Genomic DNA, 18,467 nt, shown 5'->3' on the forward strand with positions numbered 1-18,467 from the left:
GATTCCGAAGGAGGGCGCCCAAAAGGGTGCAGAGCGAATCCTGAAGCGCCGCGCGCTCCTGTGACAGACCATGCCCGGTCTTTCGATCCCGCCGGATTACGGCATTCAGGAGCCCGCGCTATGTCACTCATCTCTTCAGCTTCGTCTTCTTCCCTCTCGACGGTCTCGTCTCCTCCCGCGACAGGCACGCTCGTTCAGGTAGCACTGAAAGCAATGCATTGCGCCTTCGACAGCTTCCGTGGCGACTTCTCGGGCGCGGTGGCATGTTTGCGCGAGAGCGGGCTAAGCCAGTTGCTGTCCGACACATGGCAGCACGCAGGCCAGCGGTTCCAACAGCACGCGCCAACACATTCCGGTGTCTCGGACGTCGGCATCGCTTGCGCATTGAGTGCGATCGCCGTGGGCGCGACATACACCTATCTCTGGCCTGAACTCAAGGCGCTGGAACGGGCCATCGACGGGGGCGACGAGACGCAGCGTCAGTGGGCGTTGCAGACGGACACGCAACTGCGACGTCGCACGGTGGCAGACGTGACGGCAATGAGTCAGTGCCTCGCAGTGTTCGACGCCACGGCCCTCGCCGCAACGGCGCAACAAGCGGGTACGGACATGCCCCGGCGCGCGCTGGCCGAAATGCGCATCGCCGAAGCGCTGCTGCTTCATATCGCCGACGTCCCGCAATCCGATTACGCAAGGAGCGATCGGATTGCCGGGCTTTGCCAGCTCATGGCGCACGGCCTCGGGTTCAAACTGCCGAAGACGGTGCGAGACGCCTTGCACATCAGCGACGAGCGGCAATCTCTGATTCGCGACGATAACGCGTTCGCGCTGCTCAAAACCCAGTTGGAGCCGGATTGGCGTCAGGACGAGGCGGGCAGCGCGACCTTCACCGTGCATCCGGTCGATGTGCAGGTGTTCGATCCCGACGAGACAACCGACGACCTTTCGCCGGAGACACGCAACGAACGCCGCTTGCTGACGAACCCGGTTGCACTGCGTCGCGTGCGCGCCCGTCTCGTGGCGCTGTTCGCCGCGAGTGTGCGCGAAGACTGTGGGGGGACGGGCGATTGGCGTGCGCTCGCGCTACGGGCATTGGGGGTTGCCGCACAGCACGGCATGTCGTGCGACAACGTATTGCTCGCGATGGGGATCGCCACGCGCTCAGGTATCAGCGCCCGCTTTGCATGGCGCTGGAGCGACGAGCGGGGGCCCCGGCCGGGCGAAACGCTACCGCCGACGATTCCCGTGGACGTGGCCCAATGGATCGGCCGGGTGATGATCGTCGCGGGCAATCCCGACGCGAACCTGCCGTGCCCGTCGCGTCTTGCCGCACTGGTCAGAGGCGACACCCCGCCGACGCTGAAGATCGGCAGCGACGAATGGGTGCGTCTCACCGATGGCATCGACGCACTGGGCCGCGATCACTGGCATAAGTCGTTCGCGCAGGTCTGCAACGCCGCACGCGGGGCACGCCACGTGTGACGCGCTCGGCACGCTCAGAGGTATGCGCCGCCCAGCAGTCCGGCGACGCTGCCCGCTGCGAGCCACCACAGCGGATGCACGCGGGTTCTGATGGCCAGCACCGCCACGCTTGTCGTGATGCCCGCGAGCAGCCACGACGTGGCCGATGCTTCGGCGATCAGCGCCGCGCTCGCGGCAACGAGCCCCGCCGTCATCGGCATCAGACCCGCCTGCACGATGCGCCGCCACGGCCGATCCCGGAAGCGCTGCCACAGATGCAGCACGCCGACCGTAATGAGCGACGACGGCCCGAACTTGGCCAGTGTCGTGACGAGCATGCCTTGCCAGCCAGCGACATGCCAGCCGACGAGCGTCACGATCATGAGGTTCGGTCCAGGTGCGGCCTGCCCCAGCGCGAACAGCGCGCTGAATTGTTCGGAGGTCATCCAGTGATGCAGATCGACCACCTGCCGCTCCATCTCCGGCAGGATCGTGTTGCCGCCGCCAAAAGCGAGCACGGACAGCTGCGTGAAGATGAGCGCAAGCGAAATGAGGGTGCCGGTCATTGCGAAACCCTCCAGGTGGCGTAAATCGAGATCGGCGTCATCACGATCATGGTGAGCACCAGCGGCACGCGCAGCACGGCAATCGCAATGAAGCACGCCACCGCTACGCCGCCGAGCACGACGGACTTGCGCAGCGGCCACGCCACCTTCCACGCCATCTGAATCAACAGACCGGCCGCCGCTGCCGCCAACCCGGCAAACAGATGCTTCACGTGCGGGTCGTTCTGGAAGTGCTGATAGATCGTGCCCAGCGCAATCACCACGGCCGACGGGGCCGCAATCAAACCGAGGATCGACGCGAGCGCGCCGCGCCAGCCATGAAAGCGCATGCCGAGCGCGACCGACAAGTTGATGATGTTGCCGCCCGGCAGAAACTGGCACAGACCGAGCAGATCGGTGAACTCCGCGCCGCTGATCCAGCGATGCTTGTCGACGATCATGCGGCGCGCGAGCGGCAACGCGCCGCCGAACGCGGTCATGCCGAGGCCGAGAAAGCCGAAGAAGAGGGCGCGAATGCTCGGGCTGTCCGCCACCGCTGTGTCGTGCCCGGTGTTGGGGGCAGCAGCGCTGGCATCGGTGTTCGGCGCAAGACGGGTGTCGGGTGTCCCGGGTGTACCCGGGTTGGGGGAGGTGAAGGGGGCCTGAGTGTTCATGGCGGGCAAACTCTGAAAACTGGACTACGGTGGGGCCGCCCGGCAGAGAATGTCATCGAGGGATGGGATGCATGGGTGCCGCGCGGGACACCCTGAGAGTAAGGCGATTGCGTTATATTGTCCAATATATGGAAGTGACTTGAATCATATTGGATCGATATGACAAACATCGACGTGCGCTTGCTGCGCTATTTCATTGCGGTGGCTGAAACCGGGCACATGACGCGGGCCGCAGAGCGGCTCGGCATCGGGCAGCCACCGCTCTCGCAACAGATCCGCGTGCTTGAGACACAACTGGGCGTGACGCTCTTCGAACGCTTGCCACGCGGCATGGCGCTGACCGACGCGGGGCAGGCTTTCCTCGCCGACGCCTACGAAGTCGTGCGCAAACTCGATCAGGCGGTGGACGACGTGCGGCGCGTGGCAGCGGGCATCAAGGGGCGTCTGTCGGTCGGCTTCACCAGCTCGGCGGCACTGCATCCGTTCGTGCCGACGGTCATTCGCGCGTTTCGTAGCGATGCGCCATCGGTGTCCCTGATGCTGGACGAGTCGAGTACCGGGGATTTGCTGGACGGGTTGCGCGACGGACATATCGACGTCGCGTTCATCCGTCAGCCGCAGGGCAACACCGGCGAGATCACCGTCGTGCAGGTGCTGGAAGAACCGATGGTGCTGGCCGTGCCGTCCGCGCATCCGCTGGCGCTCACGGGTCGAGCCGGGAAGGCCGCCGTGCCGATGACGGCGATTGCGTCGGAAAAGCTGATTCTCTATCGGCGACGCGCAGGGCAGGGGCTGTACGACGCGATCATCGCCGCATGCCACGGCGCCGGTTTCAGTCCGGCCATTGAACAGGAAGCGCCGCGTCTGTTGACGACGCTCTCGCTCGTCGCCGCCGGGCTGGGTGTATCGGTGGTGCCTGCGTCGCTCATGCGCATGCAGATCGAGGGGATCGTCTACCGGCCCCTCGCACCGCCGCCGCGCGCACCGCTGTGCTGTGCCTATCGAGAAGGCGTACTCGCCGGTCCGACGGCGCGTCTGTTAGAGCATGTGCACGCGGCTGTGAAGGCCATCGCCACGGTGTAACCGGCGCGAAAGTTCAGGCCGATGTGCCGCCCTTCTGTGCGACCAGCGCTTCGATGTGGCCGTGCAGTCCCACGTCGTTCCAGTCCAGTTCGCCCATGCGCCAGAAGCGCGCGTTTCCCGCCCGGTCCACGAGATACGTGGCGGGCAGACCGAGCGAGCCGAAGCGTTTGTAGACCGCACCGTCGGTATCGAGCAGCACGGTGCCGTCGATGGGGAGCTTGTCGACGAAAGGCTTCACCGTCGTGGCCGGTTCCTTGTAGTTGACGGCGAGCAACGCCAGACCTCGCCCACGGTACTGGCGCACCACCGCCCCCATCGCCGGAATCTCCTCGCGGCAAGGCCCGCACCACGTCGCCCAGAAGTTGACGATGACGACGCGTCCGCGATACTGCGACAGCGAGTATGTCTTGCCGTCGAGCCCGTCGAGCGAGAACGCCGGTGTCGCACCGCGCCATGCCGAGAGCGTGCCGCCGGACGTCCCGGCGAGCGCGCTGTCGTCGACTTCCGTCGAACCCTTTGCCGGTCCCGCCGCGAGCGCATTGGGGCCAGCGGCCCCGAATGCGCCGACCGCACCGAGCGCCCCCAGCGTGTGAAGAAAGTGACGGCGTTGCATGGCGATGCGCTCCTTCATGGGCGTGTGACGATCACGCCGAGGCCGATGTCTCGGGTGTCGGTGGTGTCGCTTGCGCCGATCAGGCCGAGATTTCGCGGGCGTTCATGCGATAGCGGAAGGTATCCGGATTCAGGCTGTCGAGCTGAGCACGCGCCACTTCGCCGTTCGGATACATAAGGAACGGCACGGTGCTTGCAGGCTTACCTTGCGCGCCGGGCAGCGGAATGTCCGCGCCGTGATTGAACGCGACCCAGTTCATTTCCCACTGACCGAAAAGCATCGCACGCGCGGCGCGAACGCGCAGATCGTCGACCGGCAGACCGCCCGGCACTTCTTCGAGCACGACCTTGCGCACATCCGCCGGATCGACCGGCACCCAGCCGTAACCGGCCGCGTAGAACTCGGCGCGGCAATGCTGGGCGCGCGTGACGTCCCCCGCCTTGCCCAGACTGTTAAAGCCATGACGTGAGGTCGCCACGCGCACACCGTAAGCGTCGCGTGCAGGAATTCCCACGGAGCGGGCCAGCGCCGTAAAGAGTGCGTTGATGTCGGCACACTTGCCCGCGAGGTCGCCGGTGGTGAGCATGTAGCGCACGTCGCCCGTGCCGCAACCGCGCACCGAGCCTTCGCGACGGCAGTTCTCCACGATCCATTGATAGATGGCGCGCGCTTTCTCCACGTCGCCCTTCTCGCCGCGCGTGATCTTCTCTGCGGTTTCGCGCACCAGACCGTCGGTCGGCTGAAGTTCTGTCGGCTGGAGGTACTGACGCAGCACCGCCGCCGATTCGCGCGGGGCGTTGGCCGACGGGGGCTGCGACAGATCGACGACGCGATCGCGCGTGGCGAACGTGTTCGTCAGGGTGACGGTGCGAGCGCCCTGCGCGGCACCCTCGGGCCATGCCACGGCGAGCATTGGCACACCGATGCCTGAGGCGCCACGCACCATGCGCAACTCGGCCTTGGCCCCCGGGGCGTCCCAGCGCGTGCCGAGCGCATGTTGATAGGCCCCGGACGGCGACGTCGCCACCGGTAGCCAGACGTTCGCCGGGCCATTGCCAGCGGGCAGGTCGACCTGCGTCGTCAGCTCGAACGTGCGCCAGCCGTCGGCGGCGCTGGGCGCCTGCGTCGACGATTTGGCCGCGTGGGCGTAACCCGGCAGCAGCGACGTGGAAAGGAACGAGGCGGGCAGGGCGTAAGCGCCCAGAGAGAGGAAGCGGCGGCGTTGCATGATGTAGACCCCTTTTGGCATCAGCGCTCACGGCGCATTGAGGTTAGGGCAATAGCGGTGGCGTCCCATGCAGGGACGATGTAACCCGGTAGCATGACACCGTCGCATGTCGTCCACAGTCATTTCGGGACATGGCGACGGCGCAAAGCTGCTTCATAATACGTCGACTTAAGGAAAACGAACACCAACGACCATGACTGCAATCGAAGCAACTCAAGTGGGTGATCAAACGGCGGCACAATCGTCGGCACAAGCGCCGCGTCTGACGTCGCTTTCGCACGGCGGCGGCTGCGGCTGCAAGATCGCGCCGGGCATCCTTTCCGAATTGCTGGCGCGCACCGACGCGCCGCTGCCTGCCCCGGCTGCGCTGCTGGTGGGCACCGAAACGTCCGACGACGCGGCCGTCTACCAGCTCAACGACGAGCAGGCCATCATCGCGACGACGGACTTCTTCATGCCCATCGTCGACAATCCGTTCGACTTTGGCCGCATCGCCGCGACCAACGCACTCTCCGACATCTACGCGATGGGCGGCAAGCCGATTTTCGCGCTGGCCATCGTCGGCATGCCGATCAACGTATTGCCGCACGAAACGATCCGCGAGATTCTGCGCGGCGGCGAGTCGATCTGCGCCGAAGCGGGTATTCCGATTGCGGGCGGGCACAGCATCGATTCGGTCGAGCCGATCTACGGCCTGGCGGCGCTGGGCGTGGTGCATCCGAAGCGCTTGAAGCGCAATGCCGACGCGCAAGCCGGTGACGTGCTCGTGCTCGGCAAGCCGCTCGGCGTCGGCGTGATGTCGGCCGCACTCAAGAAGAATCAACTGGACGACGAGGGCTACCGCTGCATGATCGACGCCACCACGCGCCTCAATCGCGTGGGCCCGGCGCTCGCCGCGTTGCCTGGCGTACATGCGCTGACCGACGTGACCGGTTTCGGTCTGCTCGGTCACACGCTGGAGATGTGCCGAGGCGCGAATCTCGCCGCCTATCTGCGCATGTCGGACGTGCCGCTGTTCGACGGCGTGCGCGAACTGGCCGACAAGGGCTGCATTACCGGCGCGTCCGGTCGCAACTGGGCGTCGTACGGCAAATCGGTCGAGCTTGGGGAACGCATTACGGAGCGTGACCGCGATCTGCTGTGCGATCCGCAGACGGCGGGTGGCTTGCTAGTGTCGTGCGCGCCGGGCGCGGTGGACGACGTGCTCGCCGTCTTCCGTGCCGACGGCTTCGACGCCGCCGGGATCGTGGGTGCGATGCGTCCGGGCACACCGGGTGTGCGCGTCATCTGACGAGCGGCTTGCCGTCGTCTAACTGCGGTCGTCCAAATGACAACGGGCGCTCTCCGGTCTTCGGGGAGCGCCCGTTTGGTTTCTGCGACGTCAGGCGTCAGCCCACACGTCAGCCCACACGTCAGCCCATAGGTCAGCCGCGGCGATCACGCCGCCTGACGTTGTCCCTGTGCGCCAATGAACGCGACGATAGCCTCGCCGAGCGGTGCCGGAGCGTCGCGATGCGGCGAGTGTCCGCAGTCCGGCAGCTTCACCACCTTCGCGTGTGGCACGTGCGCGGCGATGCTATCCATCTGCGCCATCGTGCCGTACTCGTCGTCCTCGCCCTGAATCGCGAGCAACGGCTTCGAGATGGTCGCCACCGCACCGACCAGATTCCAGTCGCGAAACGCCGGATTCAGCCAGATGTCGTTCCAGCCCCAGAACGCCGAGTCCACATCGTCGTGATAGCGGCCGAGCCTCAAACGCAGGTCCGTCGTCTCGTAGACGGTTTTCGTCTTTGCGATGCTCTCGACGGAAACGTCCTCGACGAACAGATGCGGTGCGATCACGACCGCGCCAGCCAGCCGGTCAGGGAACGCCGCTGAGAACAGCAGCGCAATCGAGCCGCCATCGCTGTGACCGACGAGCCACACGCGGTCCGCCTGCGCCGCACCGATACCGACCGCGTCGAGAAACGCGGGGAGTACTTCGCGCGCCTGACGGTGCATGAAGTCGACGGGCCACTTCTCATCCTTCGGGCGCGGCGTCGAGCGGCCATAGCCGTTGCGTGAAAACACGAGACCGCGATAGCCGCCCGCGTCGCACAATTGCTGCGGCCAGTCCTTCCACATGGCGATGGAGCCGAGCCCTTCGTGCAGAAACACCAGCAGCGGCGCGTCGGTGCGCTCGCGGTTGATCCATCGATACTCCAGCGAGAGCGCACCGTGCGAGGGCGTTTCGATCTCTGCGAACTGTACGTCCGACATTCTGTTTCTGTCTCCTAGGGTCTGTTCACGCTAATTCCGGACTCGTGAACGTGTTCTACCGGCTGGCTGGCAAGGCACCGCCAGCGCCGCTTGGTCGCCCCAAGCAAGCTGGCGGTAACGCGGCCAGGCGGCCGGTAGGGCACGTTCCCTACGGGTTGTCCACCCAAAGGGGCGATCGCGGCGTCATGATCCTCGCGAATATTCCCGATATTCGCTTCGGCTCATTCCTTGCGCTCGCCCCTTTGGCCGGGCAACACGAGCCCGGAATTAGTGTGAACAGACCCTAAAGCATCTCGCGCAGCTTGAAGCGCTGAACCTTGCCCGTGGCGGTCTTCGGAAGATCGTCGACGAACACCAGCTCGCGAGGATATTTGTGTGGCGCGAGGCGCGCCTTGACGAAGGCCTTCAACTCGGTCGCCATGGCGTCCGTGGCGACCAGCCCCGGCTTGAGGACGACGAACGCCTGCGTCTTCGTCAGACCGTTGTCGTCGCGTCCCACGACCCCCGCCTCCAGCACTGCGTCGTGCTGCATCAGTACCATCTCGACTTCGATGGGGGAGACGTATTGGCCGCTGACCTTGAGCATATCGTCACTGCGTCCCGCATAGACGTAATACCCATTGGGCAGACGCTGGTACTTGTCGCCGCTCTTGAGCCAGTCGCCGAGGAACGTCGCGCGCGACTTCTCGCGGTTGCACCAGTACATGAGTGCGGCGCTCGGCCCCTTGATGTACAGATCGCCGATTTCACCGTCGGGCACCGGCTGACCGCTCTCGTCGCGCAGCTCCACGGCGTAGCCGGGCACTGGTTCGCCGGTCGTGCCGTAGGCGACCTGACCTGCGCGGTTCGACAGGAAGATGTGCAGCATTTCGGTCGAGCCGATGCCGTCCAGAATCTCCGCACCGAAGTGCGCGGTGAAGCGCTCGCCGATCTCACGCGGCAGCGCTTCGCCTGCCGACGTGCACAGGCGCAGCGCCACGTCGGCGCGGGCGGGCAGATGCGGCGAGGCGAGCAGCGTGGCGTAGAGCGTCGGCACGCCGTAGAAGATCGTCGGACGATGTTCACGCAGTCGCTTTGCGACCGCCTCCGCCGTGGGGCGCTCCGCCATCAGCACGATGGTTGCGCCGACCGACAGTGGGAACGTTAGCCCGTTACCGAGTCCGTATGCGAAGAACAGTTTGGCCGCAGAGAACACGATGTCGTCTTCGCGAATGCCGAGCACGTTGCGTCCGTAAGTCTCTGCCGTCCAGTAGAGATTGGCGTGCGTGTGCACGGTGCCCTTGGGCTTGCCGGTCGAGCCCGAGGAGTACAGCCAGAACGCGATGTCGTCGCCTGCCGTGTCGACGGGCAGCGCGCTGGGCGCGCCATCGAGAAGTGCGTCGAATGTCGGCAATGCGGTCGCACCATCGGTCTCGGCCGCAATCGGTTGCGAGACGATGCACGGCGGCGGCGACCCGGCCTCGGCGACCTTGTCGAGCGCAGCCTGCACCGTCGGCATCAGTGCGCCGGAGGCGATCACGAGCTGCGCTTTGCAATGCGAGATCATGTACGCGTAGTCGTCGGCCGTGAGCAGCGTGTTCACGACGACCGGCACCACGCCCGCATATAGCGCGCCGAGAAACGCGATGGGCAGATCGATGGTGTCGAGCATGACGAGCAGGATGCGCTCTTCGCGATGCACGCCCGCGCGCGTGAGGCCGGTGGCGAAGCGTCGGCTTTGCTCGGCCAGTTCGCCATAGGTCAGCGCGCGCGTGTCGTCGAGATATGCAGTCTTGGCAGCGCGCTCGCGGTTGAGCGCCTCCAGATGCGCAGCGAAGTTGAAGTTCGCTGGCGGTGGGGTGAGTACGGCTTCCATGTTGCCTCCGGTGGATCACCACACGGCGCAGCGCACTCCAACGGGCGCGGCACGCGTGGCGTGAGTTCTATTCAGCGCTCTGACGGCGCCTCTTTGAATCACCTTGACTGCGACGGCTTGCGACTTCTACGACTGGCGTAAAACGGTGCCGATGGCGGAGGCTGTACCCGCCATCGACTTAAATCTGCGTTGTGTCTGCGACATCGTTGCGACGTTATGACTTCGGCAGTTCGACGGCGTCCTGCGTCAGCGCTTCAACGAGGGCGGCAGGCCCCTGAACGGCAGAGCGCACGTGATAGAAGCGCAGCGCGCGCAGGCCACCGAGTTCTTCGCCGCCACCGGCGCGTCCCGGGCCGCCGTGCAGCGCCTGCGGCATGACGTTGCCGTGACCCGTCTGCGTCTTGGCGACCGACGGATCGACGGCGTGAACGCGACCATGCGCGTCGGCCAGCGCAAGGGCGGGCGCGCGCATGGCGATGGCGTCGTTGCTGTACAGCGAGACAACCAGCGACCCCTGACCGCGCTTGGCGAGTACGACGGCTTCGTCGAGATCGCGATAACCGATGAGCGTCGCCACCGGGCCGAAGACTTCGGTGTCGTGCACGCGCTTGCCTGCCGAACCCTCGCGCAGACCCAGCAGCACGGGCGCGACACAGGCGCTATTCACATCGGCGTCGACAAAGACGGCGTCGCGATTCCCGTCGTAAAGCGTTTCGGCTTCGGCCTGCAAATGCGCAATGCCGTCGAGCACTGCGCGCTTTTGCGCAGCGCTCACGAGCGAACCCATCTTCACGGTCTCGTTGCGCGGGTTGCCGACGACTGTCTTCGCCAGTCGCTCGGCAATGGCGGCCGCCGCCGCGTCGAAATGCTCGACCGGCACCATCGCGCGACGAATCGCCGTGCACTTCTGCCCCGACTTGACCGTCATCTCGCGCGCCACTTCGCGCACGAACTGATCGAAGGCGGCGGTGCCCGGTGCGGCGTCCGGCAAAAGGATGGCGCTGTTCAGGCTGTCGGCCTCCACGTTGATGCGCGCGGAGCGTTCGGTGAAGGCGGGATGTGCGCGCAACGTGGCGGCGGTGTCCGCCGAGCCAGTGAACGAGACCACATCGAACGGTCCGATGCGCTCGAGCAGACCGGCGGCGCTGCCGCAGATCACCGACAGGCTGCCCGGCGGCAGAATGCCTGCGGTGACCACATCGGCCACCATGCGTTGCGTGAGCCACGCGGTCGACGTCGCAGGTTTGACGATGACGGGCACACCCGCCAGCAACGCACCTGCCGCCTTTTCCCAGAGACCCCACGCGGGGAAGTTGAAAGCGTTGATGAAAAGGGCGACACCCGGCGTCGGACGGAATACATGACGCACGGCAAACGACGCGTCTTTGGCAAGCGGCACGGCGGCGCCATCGAGCAGCGTGTGCGCATCGCCCAGTGATGTACCCAGCTTCGCGTAGGTGGAAAGTGTGTAAATCGCGCCGTCGATGTCGACAGCGGAGTCGGTGGCGACCGTGCCCGAGTTGGCCGTCGCGATGGCGTAGTAGTCGTCGCGATTCGTCTGCAACGTGGCGACGATCTGCGAGAGCCGCTGCGCCCGTTCGCCATACGACAGCGCACGCAGCGCGGGGCCTGCCGTGTCGCGCGAGAAGGCAAATGCGGCGTCGAGATCGAGACCGGCGCTCGAGACGAAGGCGAGCGTGTCGCCCGTCACGGGATCGGTCAGCGCAGTGCGCTCGCCGCCACCGGCCACCCATTGGCCAGCGACGTAGTTTTCCAGCAAGGCAGGGGTACTCATATCCATCAACCGAAATGAATCAAGCAGAGATGCAGGGGCGCGCCGGTTTCAGGCGCTGCGCGTAAATTCGATAGCGCCTTCGGGCAACAGGTACAGCACGAGGGCACGGCCGCTCGCCACTGTCGGGCGATGCGCGGTGCCCGGGCCGTACACGCACCAGCCAGCGGGGTGTCCGTCGAAGGTCGCGCCCGGCGTGAGCGGCATGATCAGATCGATTTCGCCATTGGGATGCACGTGGTGCGGTCCGGCCAGATCGGCCATGTCGACGACGTCCACGGAAAAGCCGTGCGTCTCGGGCGTGGGCTTGATGACGCGCCCGTACCGAATGCCGCCGCCTTCGCGATTGCACAGCCAGCCCTCTGCCACGCCAGTGCGGCAGGCGTCGATGAGGGCTTCGTAACCTGGGGAGCCCGCGCCGTAGTTGGCGTTGAGCCAGTCGGCAAGCGAGTTGTCTAGAGGGCGACCGTCGAGCTGACGTGTCACGTCGGCGATCAGCGCCTGAAATTGGGGCACATCCATCCATGTCTCCTGGGGACGTCGTGTTTGCTTTTTTACCGACGCATGGTGAAAATTAGAGCATGCAAATTTGGCTGTCAAGCAATATATTACATGTTACATGCTTCGAGGATCTCATCCGATGAATAAGAGTGCGCAAGCCGATGGGGTGCCGACGGCGCGAGGCGCTGGCGAGAAAGACCCGTTTCTGGTCGCACTGGGCGAGCGGGTTCGGACGCTGCGCGCCCGTCGCGGCCTGACCCGTAAGGCGCTAGCGCTGGATGCCGGAGTCTCCGAGCGTCACGTCGCCAATCTGGAGTCGGGCGTGGGGAACGCCTCCGTGCTGTTCCTGCGTCAGCTCGCACAAGCACTAAATTGCACATTGGCCGAAATCGTGGGTGACGAGACCACGTCGTCCGCCGAGTGGCTGCTGATTCGCGAGATTCTGCACGGGCGCGACGGCGAGGCGCTGACGCGCGCGCGTCAGGCGTTGAGCGAACTCTTCGCGGGCAGCGAGCGAGACCCCGACCGGCGTGGGCGCATCGCGCTGATCGGCCTGCGCGGTGCAGGCAAGTCGACGCTGGGCCGCATGCTTGCCGACGACATGCACGTACCGTTCGTCGAGCTCAATCGCGTGATCGAACAACTGGCGGGCTGCCCGCCGTCGGAGATCTATTCGCTGTATGGCGCGAGCGCCTACCGCCGGTACGAGTTGCGCGCGCTGGAAGCCGTAGTGGCCGAGCATCCGCGCGCCGTGATCGCTTCGCCGGGCGGTATCGTCAGCGACGCCGCCACGTTCAATTTCCTGCTGACCCACTGCTATACGGTGTGGCTGCAAGCGTCGCCCGAGGAGCATATGAAGCGCGTGGTGGCACAGGGCGACCTGCGGCCGATGTCAGGCAATGCGGAAGCGATGGACGACCTCAAGCACATTCTGGCCGGGCGTCAGGACTTCTACGCCAAGGCCGATATGAGCTTCGACACCGGCGGGCGGGCGCTCGCGGACGCCTATCTGCAACTGCGCGGACGCCTGGCAGTGCAGTTGTCATCCGATTGATCGAGTACATTCTGCAAAATAATTCATTTTTGTTTCTGTAAACGGTTGACGATGGGTTTGTGCTGCACTATATTGCAATCCAACAAGATCATTATTCGAGTTGGAGGCAATCATGTTCGGCAAACCCCACGTCGACTACCGTACGGACCCCACGCAGTACAAGCATTGGAAGCTGACCTTCGAAGGCTCGGTGGCCACGCTCGCCATCGACATCGCGGAAGACGGCGGTATTCGCGAGGGCTACAAGCTCAAGCTCAATTCGTACGATCTGGGCGTGGACATCGAGCTGCACGATGCCGTTCAGCGCATCCGGTTCGAACATCCGGAAGTCAAGACGGTGGTGGTCACGAGCGCCAAGGACCGCGTGTTCTGCTCGGGCGCGAACATCTTCATGCTGGGCCTCTCCTCGCATGCGTGGAAGGTCAACTTCTGCAAATTCACCAACGAAACGCGTAACGGTCTCGAAGACTCCAGCCGTCATTCGGGCCTGAAGTTTATTGCCGCCGTGAACGGCGCCTGCGCTGGCGGCGGTTACGAGCTGGCACTGGCGTGCGACGAGATCTATCTGGTGGACGACCGCTCGTCGTCGGTCGCGCTGCCGGAAGTGCCGCTGTTGGGCGTGCTGCCCGGCACCGGCGGCCTCACGCGTCTGACGGATAAGCGTCATGTGCGCAACGACCGCGCCGACATCTTCTGCACTATCGTGGAAGGCATTCGCGGCGAGCGCGCCAAGCAATGGCGTCTGGTCGACGAAGTGGTCAAGCCCGCGCAGTTCGCGCAGGCCGTGGCTGCGCGGGCGCAGGAACTGGCGCAGGACAGCCATCGTCCGGGCGGCAAGGGCGTGACGCTCACGCGCATTGAGCGTACCGACGAGCCGGATGCCATCCGTTACGAATTCGTCGATGTGGAAATCGACCGCGCCAATCGCACCGCAAGCCTGACCGTGAAGGCGCCGAAGTCTGCGCCGCCGAGCGACATCGCCGGTATCGAAGCCGCGGGCATCAATTGGTGGCCGCTGAAGATGGCGCGCGAGCTCGACGACGCAATTCTTAACCTGCGCACCAACGAACTCGACATCGGCACCTGGCTGCTGCGCACTGAAGGCGAAGCGAAGCATGTGCTGGCCGCCGATGCGTCGCTGCTCGCGCATCAGGATCATTGGTTCGTGCGTGAAACCCTCGGCATGCTGCGTCGCACGTTCGCCCGTATCGATGTGTCTTCGCGCTCGCTGTTTGCGCTGATCGAGCCGGATTCGTGCTTCGCCGGCACGCTCGCCGAATTCGCCTTCGCGGCCGACCGCACGTATATGGCCGCGCTTCCGGCAAGCGAAGAAGACGAACCGGCCATCACGCTGAGCGAGGTCAACTTCGGCCTGCTGCCGATGGTCACCGATCAGTCGCGTCTCGCACGCCGTTTCTATGAAGACGCTGCTGAACTGGATGCCGTGCGCGCCACCATCGGCCGTCCGGTGCGTCCGGACGAAGCCGAGCGTCTGGGGCTGGTCACGGCCGCGGTCGACGATCTCGACTGGCCGGACGAAATTCGCATCGCCATCGAGGAGCGTGCGGCGATGTCGCCCGATGCGCTCACCGGCATGGAAGCCAACCTGCGCTTTAACGGCAAAGAGACGATGAACACGCGCATCTTCGGTCGGCTGTCGGCGTGGCAGAACTGGATCTTCATTCGTCCGAACGCCGTTGGCGAAAAGGGCGCGCTCAAGGTCTACGGCAAGGGCAACAAGGCGCAGTTCGATCTGAACCGCGTCTGACGAATTCGCAGGGATGGGCGGCGGCAGTCGCCCCCCGCACCCGATCAAACGTTTCCATAGAACACGTACGAGACACGAGGATTCCCACGATGGCTTCGATCAACTACAGCGAGAAGATCCCCAACAACGTCAACCTGTCGGACGACCGCACGCTGCAACGCGCGCTCGAACAATGGCAGCCGAACTTCCTGTCCTGGTGGGGCGACATGGGACCGGAAGGCTCGCATGGTTTCGACGTCTATCTGCGCACGGCCGTGAGCGTCGACCCGAGCGGCTGGGCGCACTTCGATCACGTGAAGATGCCGGACTATCGCTGGGGCATTTTCCTCACGCCGGGCGAGTCGGATCGCAAGATCCACTTCGGCGAGCACAAGGGCGAAGCCGCGTGGCAGGAAGTGCCGGGCGAGCATCGCGCGAACCTGCGTCGCATCATCGTCACGCAGGGCGACACGGAACCGGCGTCGGTGGAACAGCAGCGTCACCTCGGGCTGACCGCGCCGTCGATGTACGACCTGCGCAACCTGTTCCAGGTGAACGTGGAAGAAGGCCGTCACCTGTGGGCGATGGTCTACCTGCTGCATCGCTACTTCGGCCGCGACGGCCGTGAAGAAGCCGAAGCGCTGCTCGGCCGCCGCTCGGGCGACGAGGACAATCCCCGCATTCTCGGTGCGTTCAACGAGAAGACGCCGGACTGGCTCGCGTTCTACATGTTCACGTACTTCACGGACCGCGACGGCAAGTTCCAGTTGTCCGCACTGGCCGAGTCGGGCTTCGATCCGCTGGCCCGCACCACCAAGTTCATGCTCACGGAAGAAGCGCACCACATGTTCGTGGGCGAGTCGGGCGTGTCGCGCGTGATTGCCCGCACGGCGCAGGTGATGAACGAACTGAAAACGGACGACGTGTCGAAGCTGCGCGCCGCGGGCGTCATCGATCTGCCGACGATCCAGCGCTACATCAACTTCCATTACTCCGTGACGATCGATTTGTTCGGCGCGGACCAGTCGTCGAACGCGGCGATCTTCTATAGCTCGGGCCTCAAGGGTCGCTATGAAGAGAGCAAGCGCGACGACGATCATCAACTGAACGGTCAGATGTACCGTCTGCTCGATGTCGACAACGGCAAGCTCGTGGAGCGCGAAGTGCCGATGCTCAACGCGATGAACGAAGTGCTGCGCGACGACTACATCAAGGACTCGGTCGCCGGTGTGAACCGCTGGAACAAGGTGCTGGAGAAGGCCGGTATCGACTTCCGTCTGACGGTGCCGCACAAGGCGTTCAATCGTCAGATCGGTACGTTCGCAGGCGTGCGCGTGTCGCCGGATGGTCGTGTGGTGAGCGAGACGGAGTGGGCTGCACATGAGCGCGAATGGCTGCCGACGTCGGAAGACCGTGCGTATGTGGCGTCGCTCATGGGCCGTGTGACCGAGCCGGGCAAGTTCGCCAACTGGATTGCGCCGCCTCCGCTGGGCATCAACCGCCAGCCCATCGATTTCGAGTACGTGCGTTTCAACTAAGTCATTGCCAAGTTATTGGAAAGGCCGCAAGAGCCATCCCCACAAGGAGACAGCATCATGAACGGCCCCGTTCCGGTCGAAGTCCTGAAGCAGCATCTGATCGATCCGGAGATCTGCATTCGCTGCAACACCTGCGAGGAGACGTGTCCGATCGACGCGATCACGCATGACGAGAACAACTACGTCGTGCGCGCGGACACGTGCAATGGGTGCATGGCGTGTATCTCGCCGTGCCCGACGGGGGCCATCGACAACTGGCGCGACGTGCTCAAAGCCGAGGCCTACGCTGTCGACGACCAGCTCACGTGGGACGAACTGCCCGTGCAGGACGACGCGCTCGCCGGACAAGGCACGATTGGCGAGGCGTCGGAGGGCGCGGCTGGCGGTGCGTCGGGTGCCTCTGCCGATTCGTCGGAGCCCGTCATCGGTGGCTCGGATCTGGTGCGCGGCTCGGTCGTGCCGCCGTGGTCCGCTGCGAAGCCCTACGTCAACCTCTATAACCACAAGGCCCCGGTGCAGGCCACCGTGGTCGGCAACTATCGCGTGACGGACGCGAGTACCGAGAGCGATATCCATCACATCGTGCTCGACTTCGGCAAGCAACCGTTCCCGGTACTCGAAGGGCAGTCGATCGGCATCATCCCGCCAGGCTCGACGGCGGACGGGCGTGCACACCATGCGCGTCAGTATTCGATTGCGTCGCCGCGCGATGGGGAGCGTCCGGGATACAACAACCTGGCGCTCACGGTGAAGCGCGTGACGAAGGACCATCAGGGGCAGGCCGTTGGCGGCGTGTGCTCGAACTATCTGTGCGACCTGAAGAAGGGCGACGTGGTCAACGTGATGGGGCCGTTCGGCAGCACGTTCCTGATGCCGAACCACGCCGACTCGCATCTGCTGATGATCTGCACCGGCACGGGCGCGGCTCCGATGCGCGCCATGACCGAATACCGCCGTCGCCGTCGCATGAAGGGCGCGACCGGCAAGCTGATGCTGTTCTTCGGTGCGCGCACGCAAGGCGAGTTGCCGTACTTCGGTCCGCTGCTCAATCTGCCGAAAGATTTCATCGATACCAATCTCGCGTTCTCGCGCACGCCGGGAAGCCCCAAGCGTTACGTGCAGGATGCGATGCGCGAGCGTGCGGCCGATGTGGCGGCGCTGCTGCGGCACGAGCATACGTACATCTATGTCTGCGGGCTGAAAGGTATGGAGGACGGCGTGCTCCAGGTGTTGCAGACCATCGCCGGTGAAGCCGGTCTCGACTGGCAGACGCTCTGGCAGCGGATGAAGACGGAAGGGCGTCTGCATCTGGAAACTTATTGACGAATCGATTGACCGACGGCGTTTTGCGCCGACTTGATACCGCGTGCTTCGGCACGCGGTTTTTTTTCGTCCCGATGCTGTCTCAGGTACGTCACCGGAATTGAGTAACATGGAGGGGCTGTTTCCCTTCCATTTTTTCTCTGAACGGAGAGTCACATGGGCAAGAAGCGGATTCTGGTGTTGGCGGGCGACTACGTCGAAGACTACGAGCTGATGGTGCCGGTGCAAGCGCTGATGGCCGTCGGGCATCGCGTGGAAGTCGTCTGCCCTGGCAAGAAGGCGGGCGACAAGGTGCGCACCGCGATTCACGATTTCGAAGGCGATCAGACCTACAGCGAGAAACGCGGTCACGACTTCACCCTCAACGCGACGTTCGACGGCCTCTCGCCAGCGGACTTCGACGCGCTGGTGATCCCCGGTGGCCGCGCCCCCGAGTATCTGCGGTTGAACGAGCAGGTGCTCGCCGCCGTGCGCCACTTTGCCGAGAACGACAAGCCGATTGCCGCGATCTGTCACGGCGCGCAATTGCTGGCGGCCGCCGGTGTGATCGAAGGGCGTGAATGCTCGGCGTATCCGGCGTGTGCGCCGGAAGTGCGTCTGGCGGGCGGGAAGTACATGGAGATCGCCATCGACGACGCCCATACCGACGGCAAACTCGTGACCGCCCCGGCGTGGCCCGCGCACCCCGCGTGGATCGCACAGTTCCTCGTCGTGCTCGGTACGAAAATCGAGCTGTAATGCAGCCGTAATGCGGCCGTAATGCAGCCCTAAAGGCGTTGTAAGGCAAAACCTCC

The 18,467-nt window shown here is 64.6% G+C and carries 16 protein-coding genes; 8 read left to right on the forward strand and 8 right to left on the reverse strand.

Features of this window, described 5'->3' with window-relative positions:
* Positions 1–120: 120 nt before the first annotated feature.
* Positions 121–1,482, forward strand: coding sequence for a hypothetical protein (locus tag PCO31010_RS21545; RefSeq protein WP_150666067.1), 1,362 nt, complete (start codon positions 121–123; stop codon positions 1,480–1,482).
* Positions 1,483–1,496: 14 nt separating this feature from the next.
* Here the strand turns inward: PCO31010_RS21545 and PCO31010_RS21550 are convergent, their stop codons facing one another.
* On the reverse strand, positions 1,497–2,027 hold the full coding sequence (locus tag PCO31010_RS21550) for a chromate transporter (RefSeq protein WP_046292673.1): 531 nt from the start codon (positions 2,025–2,027) through the stop codon (positions 1,497–1,499).
* Positions 2,024–2,680 (reverse strand): chromate transporter, encoded by a 657-nt coding sequence (locus tag PCO31010_RS21555; protein ID WP_246184714.1) that lies wholly within the window; start codon positions 2,678–2,680, stop codon positions 2,024–2,026. The genes PCO31010_RS21550 and PCO31010_RS21555 overlap by 4 nt, the downstream gene beginning before the upstream one ends.
* 159 nt (positions 2,681–2,839) lie before the next feature.
* Between PCO31010_RS21555 and PCO31010_RS21560 the strand changes: the two genes are divergently transcribed.
* Positions 2,840–3,763: a LysR family transcriptional regulator gene (locus tag PCO31010_RS21560; protein WP_150666068.1), complete on the forward strand. Its 924-nt coding sequence runs from the start codon at positions 2,840–2,842 to the stop codon at positions 3,761–3,763.
* A gap of 13 nt (positions 3,764–3,776) precedes the next feature.
* On the opposite strand, the gene PCO31010_RS21565 is transcribed toward PCO31010_RS21560, so the two are convergent.
* Together PCO31010_RS21565 and PCO31010_RS21570 are read right to left on the reverse strand one after the other, a co-directional pair.
* Positions 3,777–4,376 carry a TlpA family protein disulfide reductase gene (locus tag PCO31010_RS21565; RefSeq protein ID WP_174985023.1) on the reverse strand — a complete coding sequence of 200 codons (600 nt, stop codon included), beginning with the start codon at positions 4,374–4,376 and terminating at the stop codon, positions 3,777–3,779.
* A 79-nt stretch (positions 4,377–4,455) separates the two neighbouring features.
* Entirely contained in the window at positions 4,456–5,604 is a 1,149-nt protein-coding gene (locus PCO31010_RS21570) for a transglutaminase-like domain-containing protein (protein ID WP_150666070.1), read from the reverse strand.
* 193 nt (positions 5,605–5,797) lie between these two features.
* Between PCO31010_RS21570 and selD the strand changes: the two genes are divergently transcribed.
* Complete coding sequence (gene selD, locus PCO31010_RS21575; protein WP_150666071.1) at positions 5,798–6,895, forward strand: selenide, water dikinase SelD; 1,098 nt, start codon at positions 5,798–5,800, stop codon at positions 6,893–6,895.
* Positions 6,896–7,041: 146 nt separating this feature from the next.
* Here the strand turns inward: selD and PCO31010_RS21580 are convergent, their stop codons facing one another.
* The 4 genes from PCO31010_RS21580 to PCO31010_RS21595 form a co-directional block, all read right to left on the reverse strand.
* Positions 7,042–7,863, reverse strand: coding sequence for an alpha/beta fold hydrolase (locus PCO31010_RS21580; protein WP_150666072.1), 822 nt, complete (start codon positions 7,861–7,863; stop codon positions 7,042–7,044).
* A 283-nt stretch (positions 7,864–8,146) separates the two neighbouring features.
* Positions 8,147–9,718: a benzoate-CoA ligase family protein gene (locus PCO31010_RS21585; RefSeq protein WP_150666073.1), complete on the reverse strand. Its 1,572-nt coding sequence runs from the start codon at positions 9,716–9,718 to the stop codon at positions 8,147–8,149.
* Between the two features lie 214 nt (positions 9,719–9,932).
* On the reverse strand, positions 9,933–11,519 hold the full coding sequence (locus PCO31010_RS21590) for a 3,4-dehydroadipyl-CoA semialdehyde dehydrogenase (RefSeq protein WP_150666074.1): 1,587 nt from the start codon (positions 11,517–11,519) through the stop codon (positions 9,933–9,935).
* Between the two features lie 42 nt (positions 11,520–11,561).
* Positions 11,562–12,032, reverse strand: coding sequence for a DUF4863 family protein (locus tag PCO31010_RS21595; RefSeq protein ID WP_150666075.1), 471 nt, complete (start codon positions 12,030–12,032; stop codon positions 11,562–11,564).
* Positions 12,033–12,150: 118 nt separating this feature from the next.
* Here PCO31010_RS21595 and PCO31010_RS21600 point away from each other — a divergent pair, with 118 nt between their 5' ends.
* The 5 genes from PCO31010_RS21600 to PCO31010_RS21620 all read left to right on the forward strand — a co-directional run bounded on the left by PCO31010_RS21600 (position 12,151) and on the right by PCO31010_RS21620 (position 18,411).
* On the forward strand, positions 12,151–13,065 hold the full coding sequence (locus PCO31010_RS21600; protein ID WP_150666076.1) for a helix-turn-helix transcriptional regulator: 915 nt from the start codon (positions 12,151–12,153) through the stop codon (positions 13,063–13,065).
* Between the two features lie 112 nt (positions 13,066–13,177).
* A complete protein-coding gene (gene boxC, locus PCO31010_RS21605; protein ID WP_150666077.1) occupies positions 13,178–14,833 on the forward strand; it encodes a 2,3-epoxybenzoyl-CoA dihydrolase in 1,656 nt (551 codons plus the stop codon).
* An 89-nt stretch (positions 14,834–14,922) separates the two neighbouring features.
* Positions 14,923–16,350, forward strand: a complete 1,428-nt coding sequence (gene boxB, locus PCO31010_RS21610) for a benzoyl-CoA 2,3-epoxidase subunit BoxB (RefSeq protein ID WP_046292663.1) — start codon at positions 14,923–14,925, stop codon at positions 16,348–16,350.
* A gap of 57 nt (positions 16,351–16,407) precedes the next feature.
* Positions 16,408–17,673, forward strand: a complete 1,266-nt coding sequence (gene boxA, locus PCO31010_RS21615) for a benzoyl-CoA 2,3-epoxidase subunit BoxA (RefSeq protein WP_150666078.1) — start codon at positions 16,408–16,410, stop codon at positions 17,671–17,673.
* Positions 17,674–17,829: 156 nt separating this feature from the next.
* Positions 17,830–18,411 (forward strand): DJ-1/PfpI family protein, encoded by a 582-nt coding sequence (locus tag PCO31010_RS21620; RefSeq protein ID WP_150666079.1) that lies wholly within the window; start codon positions 17,830–17,832, stop codon positions 18,409–18,411.
* Positions 18,412–18,467: the final 56 nt, after the last annotated feature.

This window comes from Pandoraea commovens (assembly GCF_902459615.1).
Classification (GTDB): Bacteria; Pseudomonadota; Gammaproteobacteria; order Burkholderiales; family Burkholderiaceae; genus Pandoraea; species Pandoraea commovens.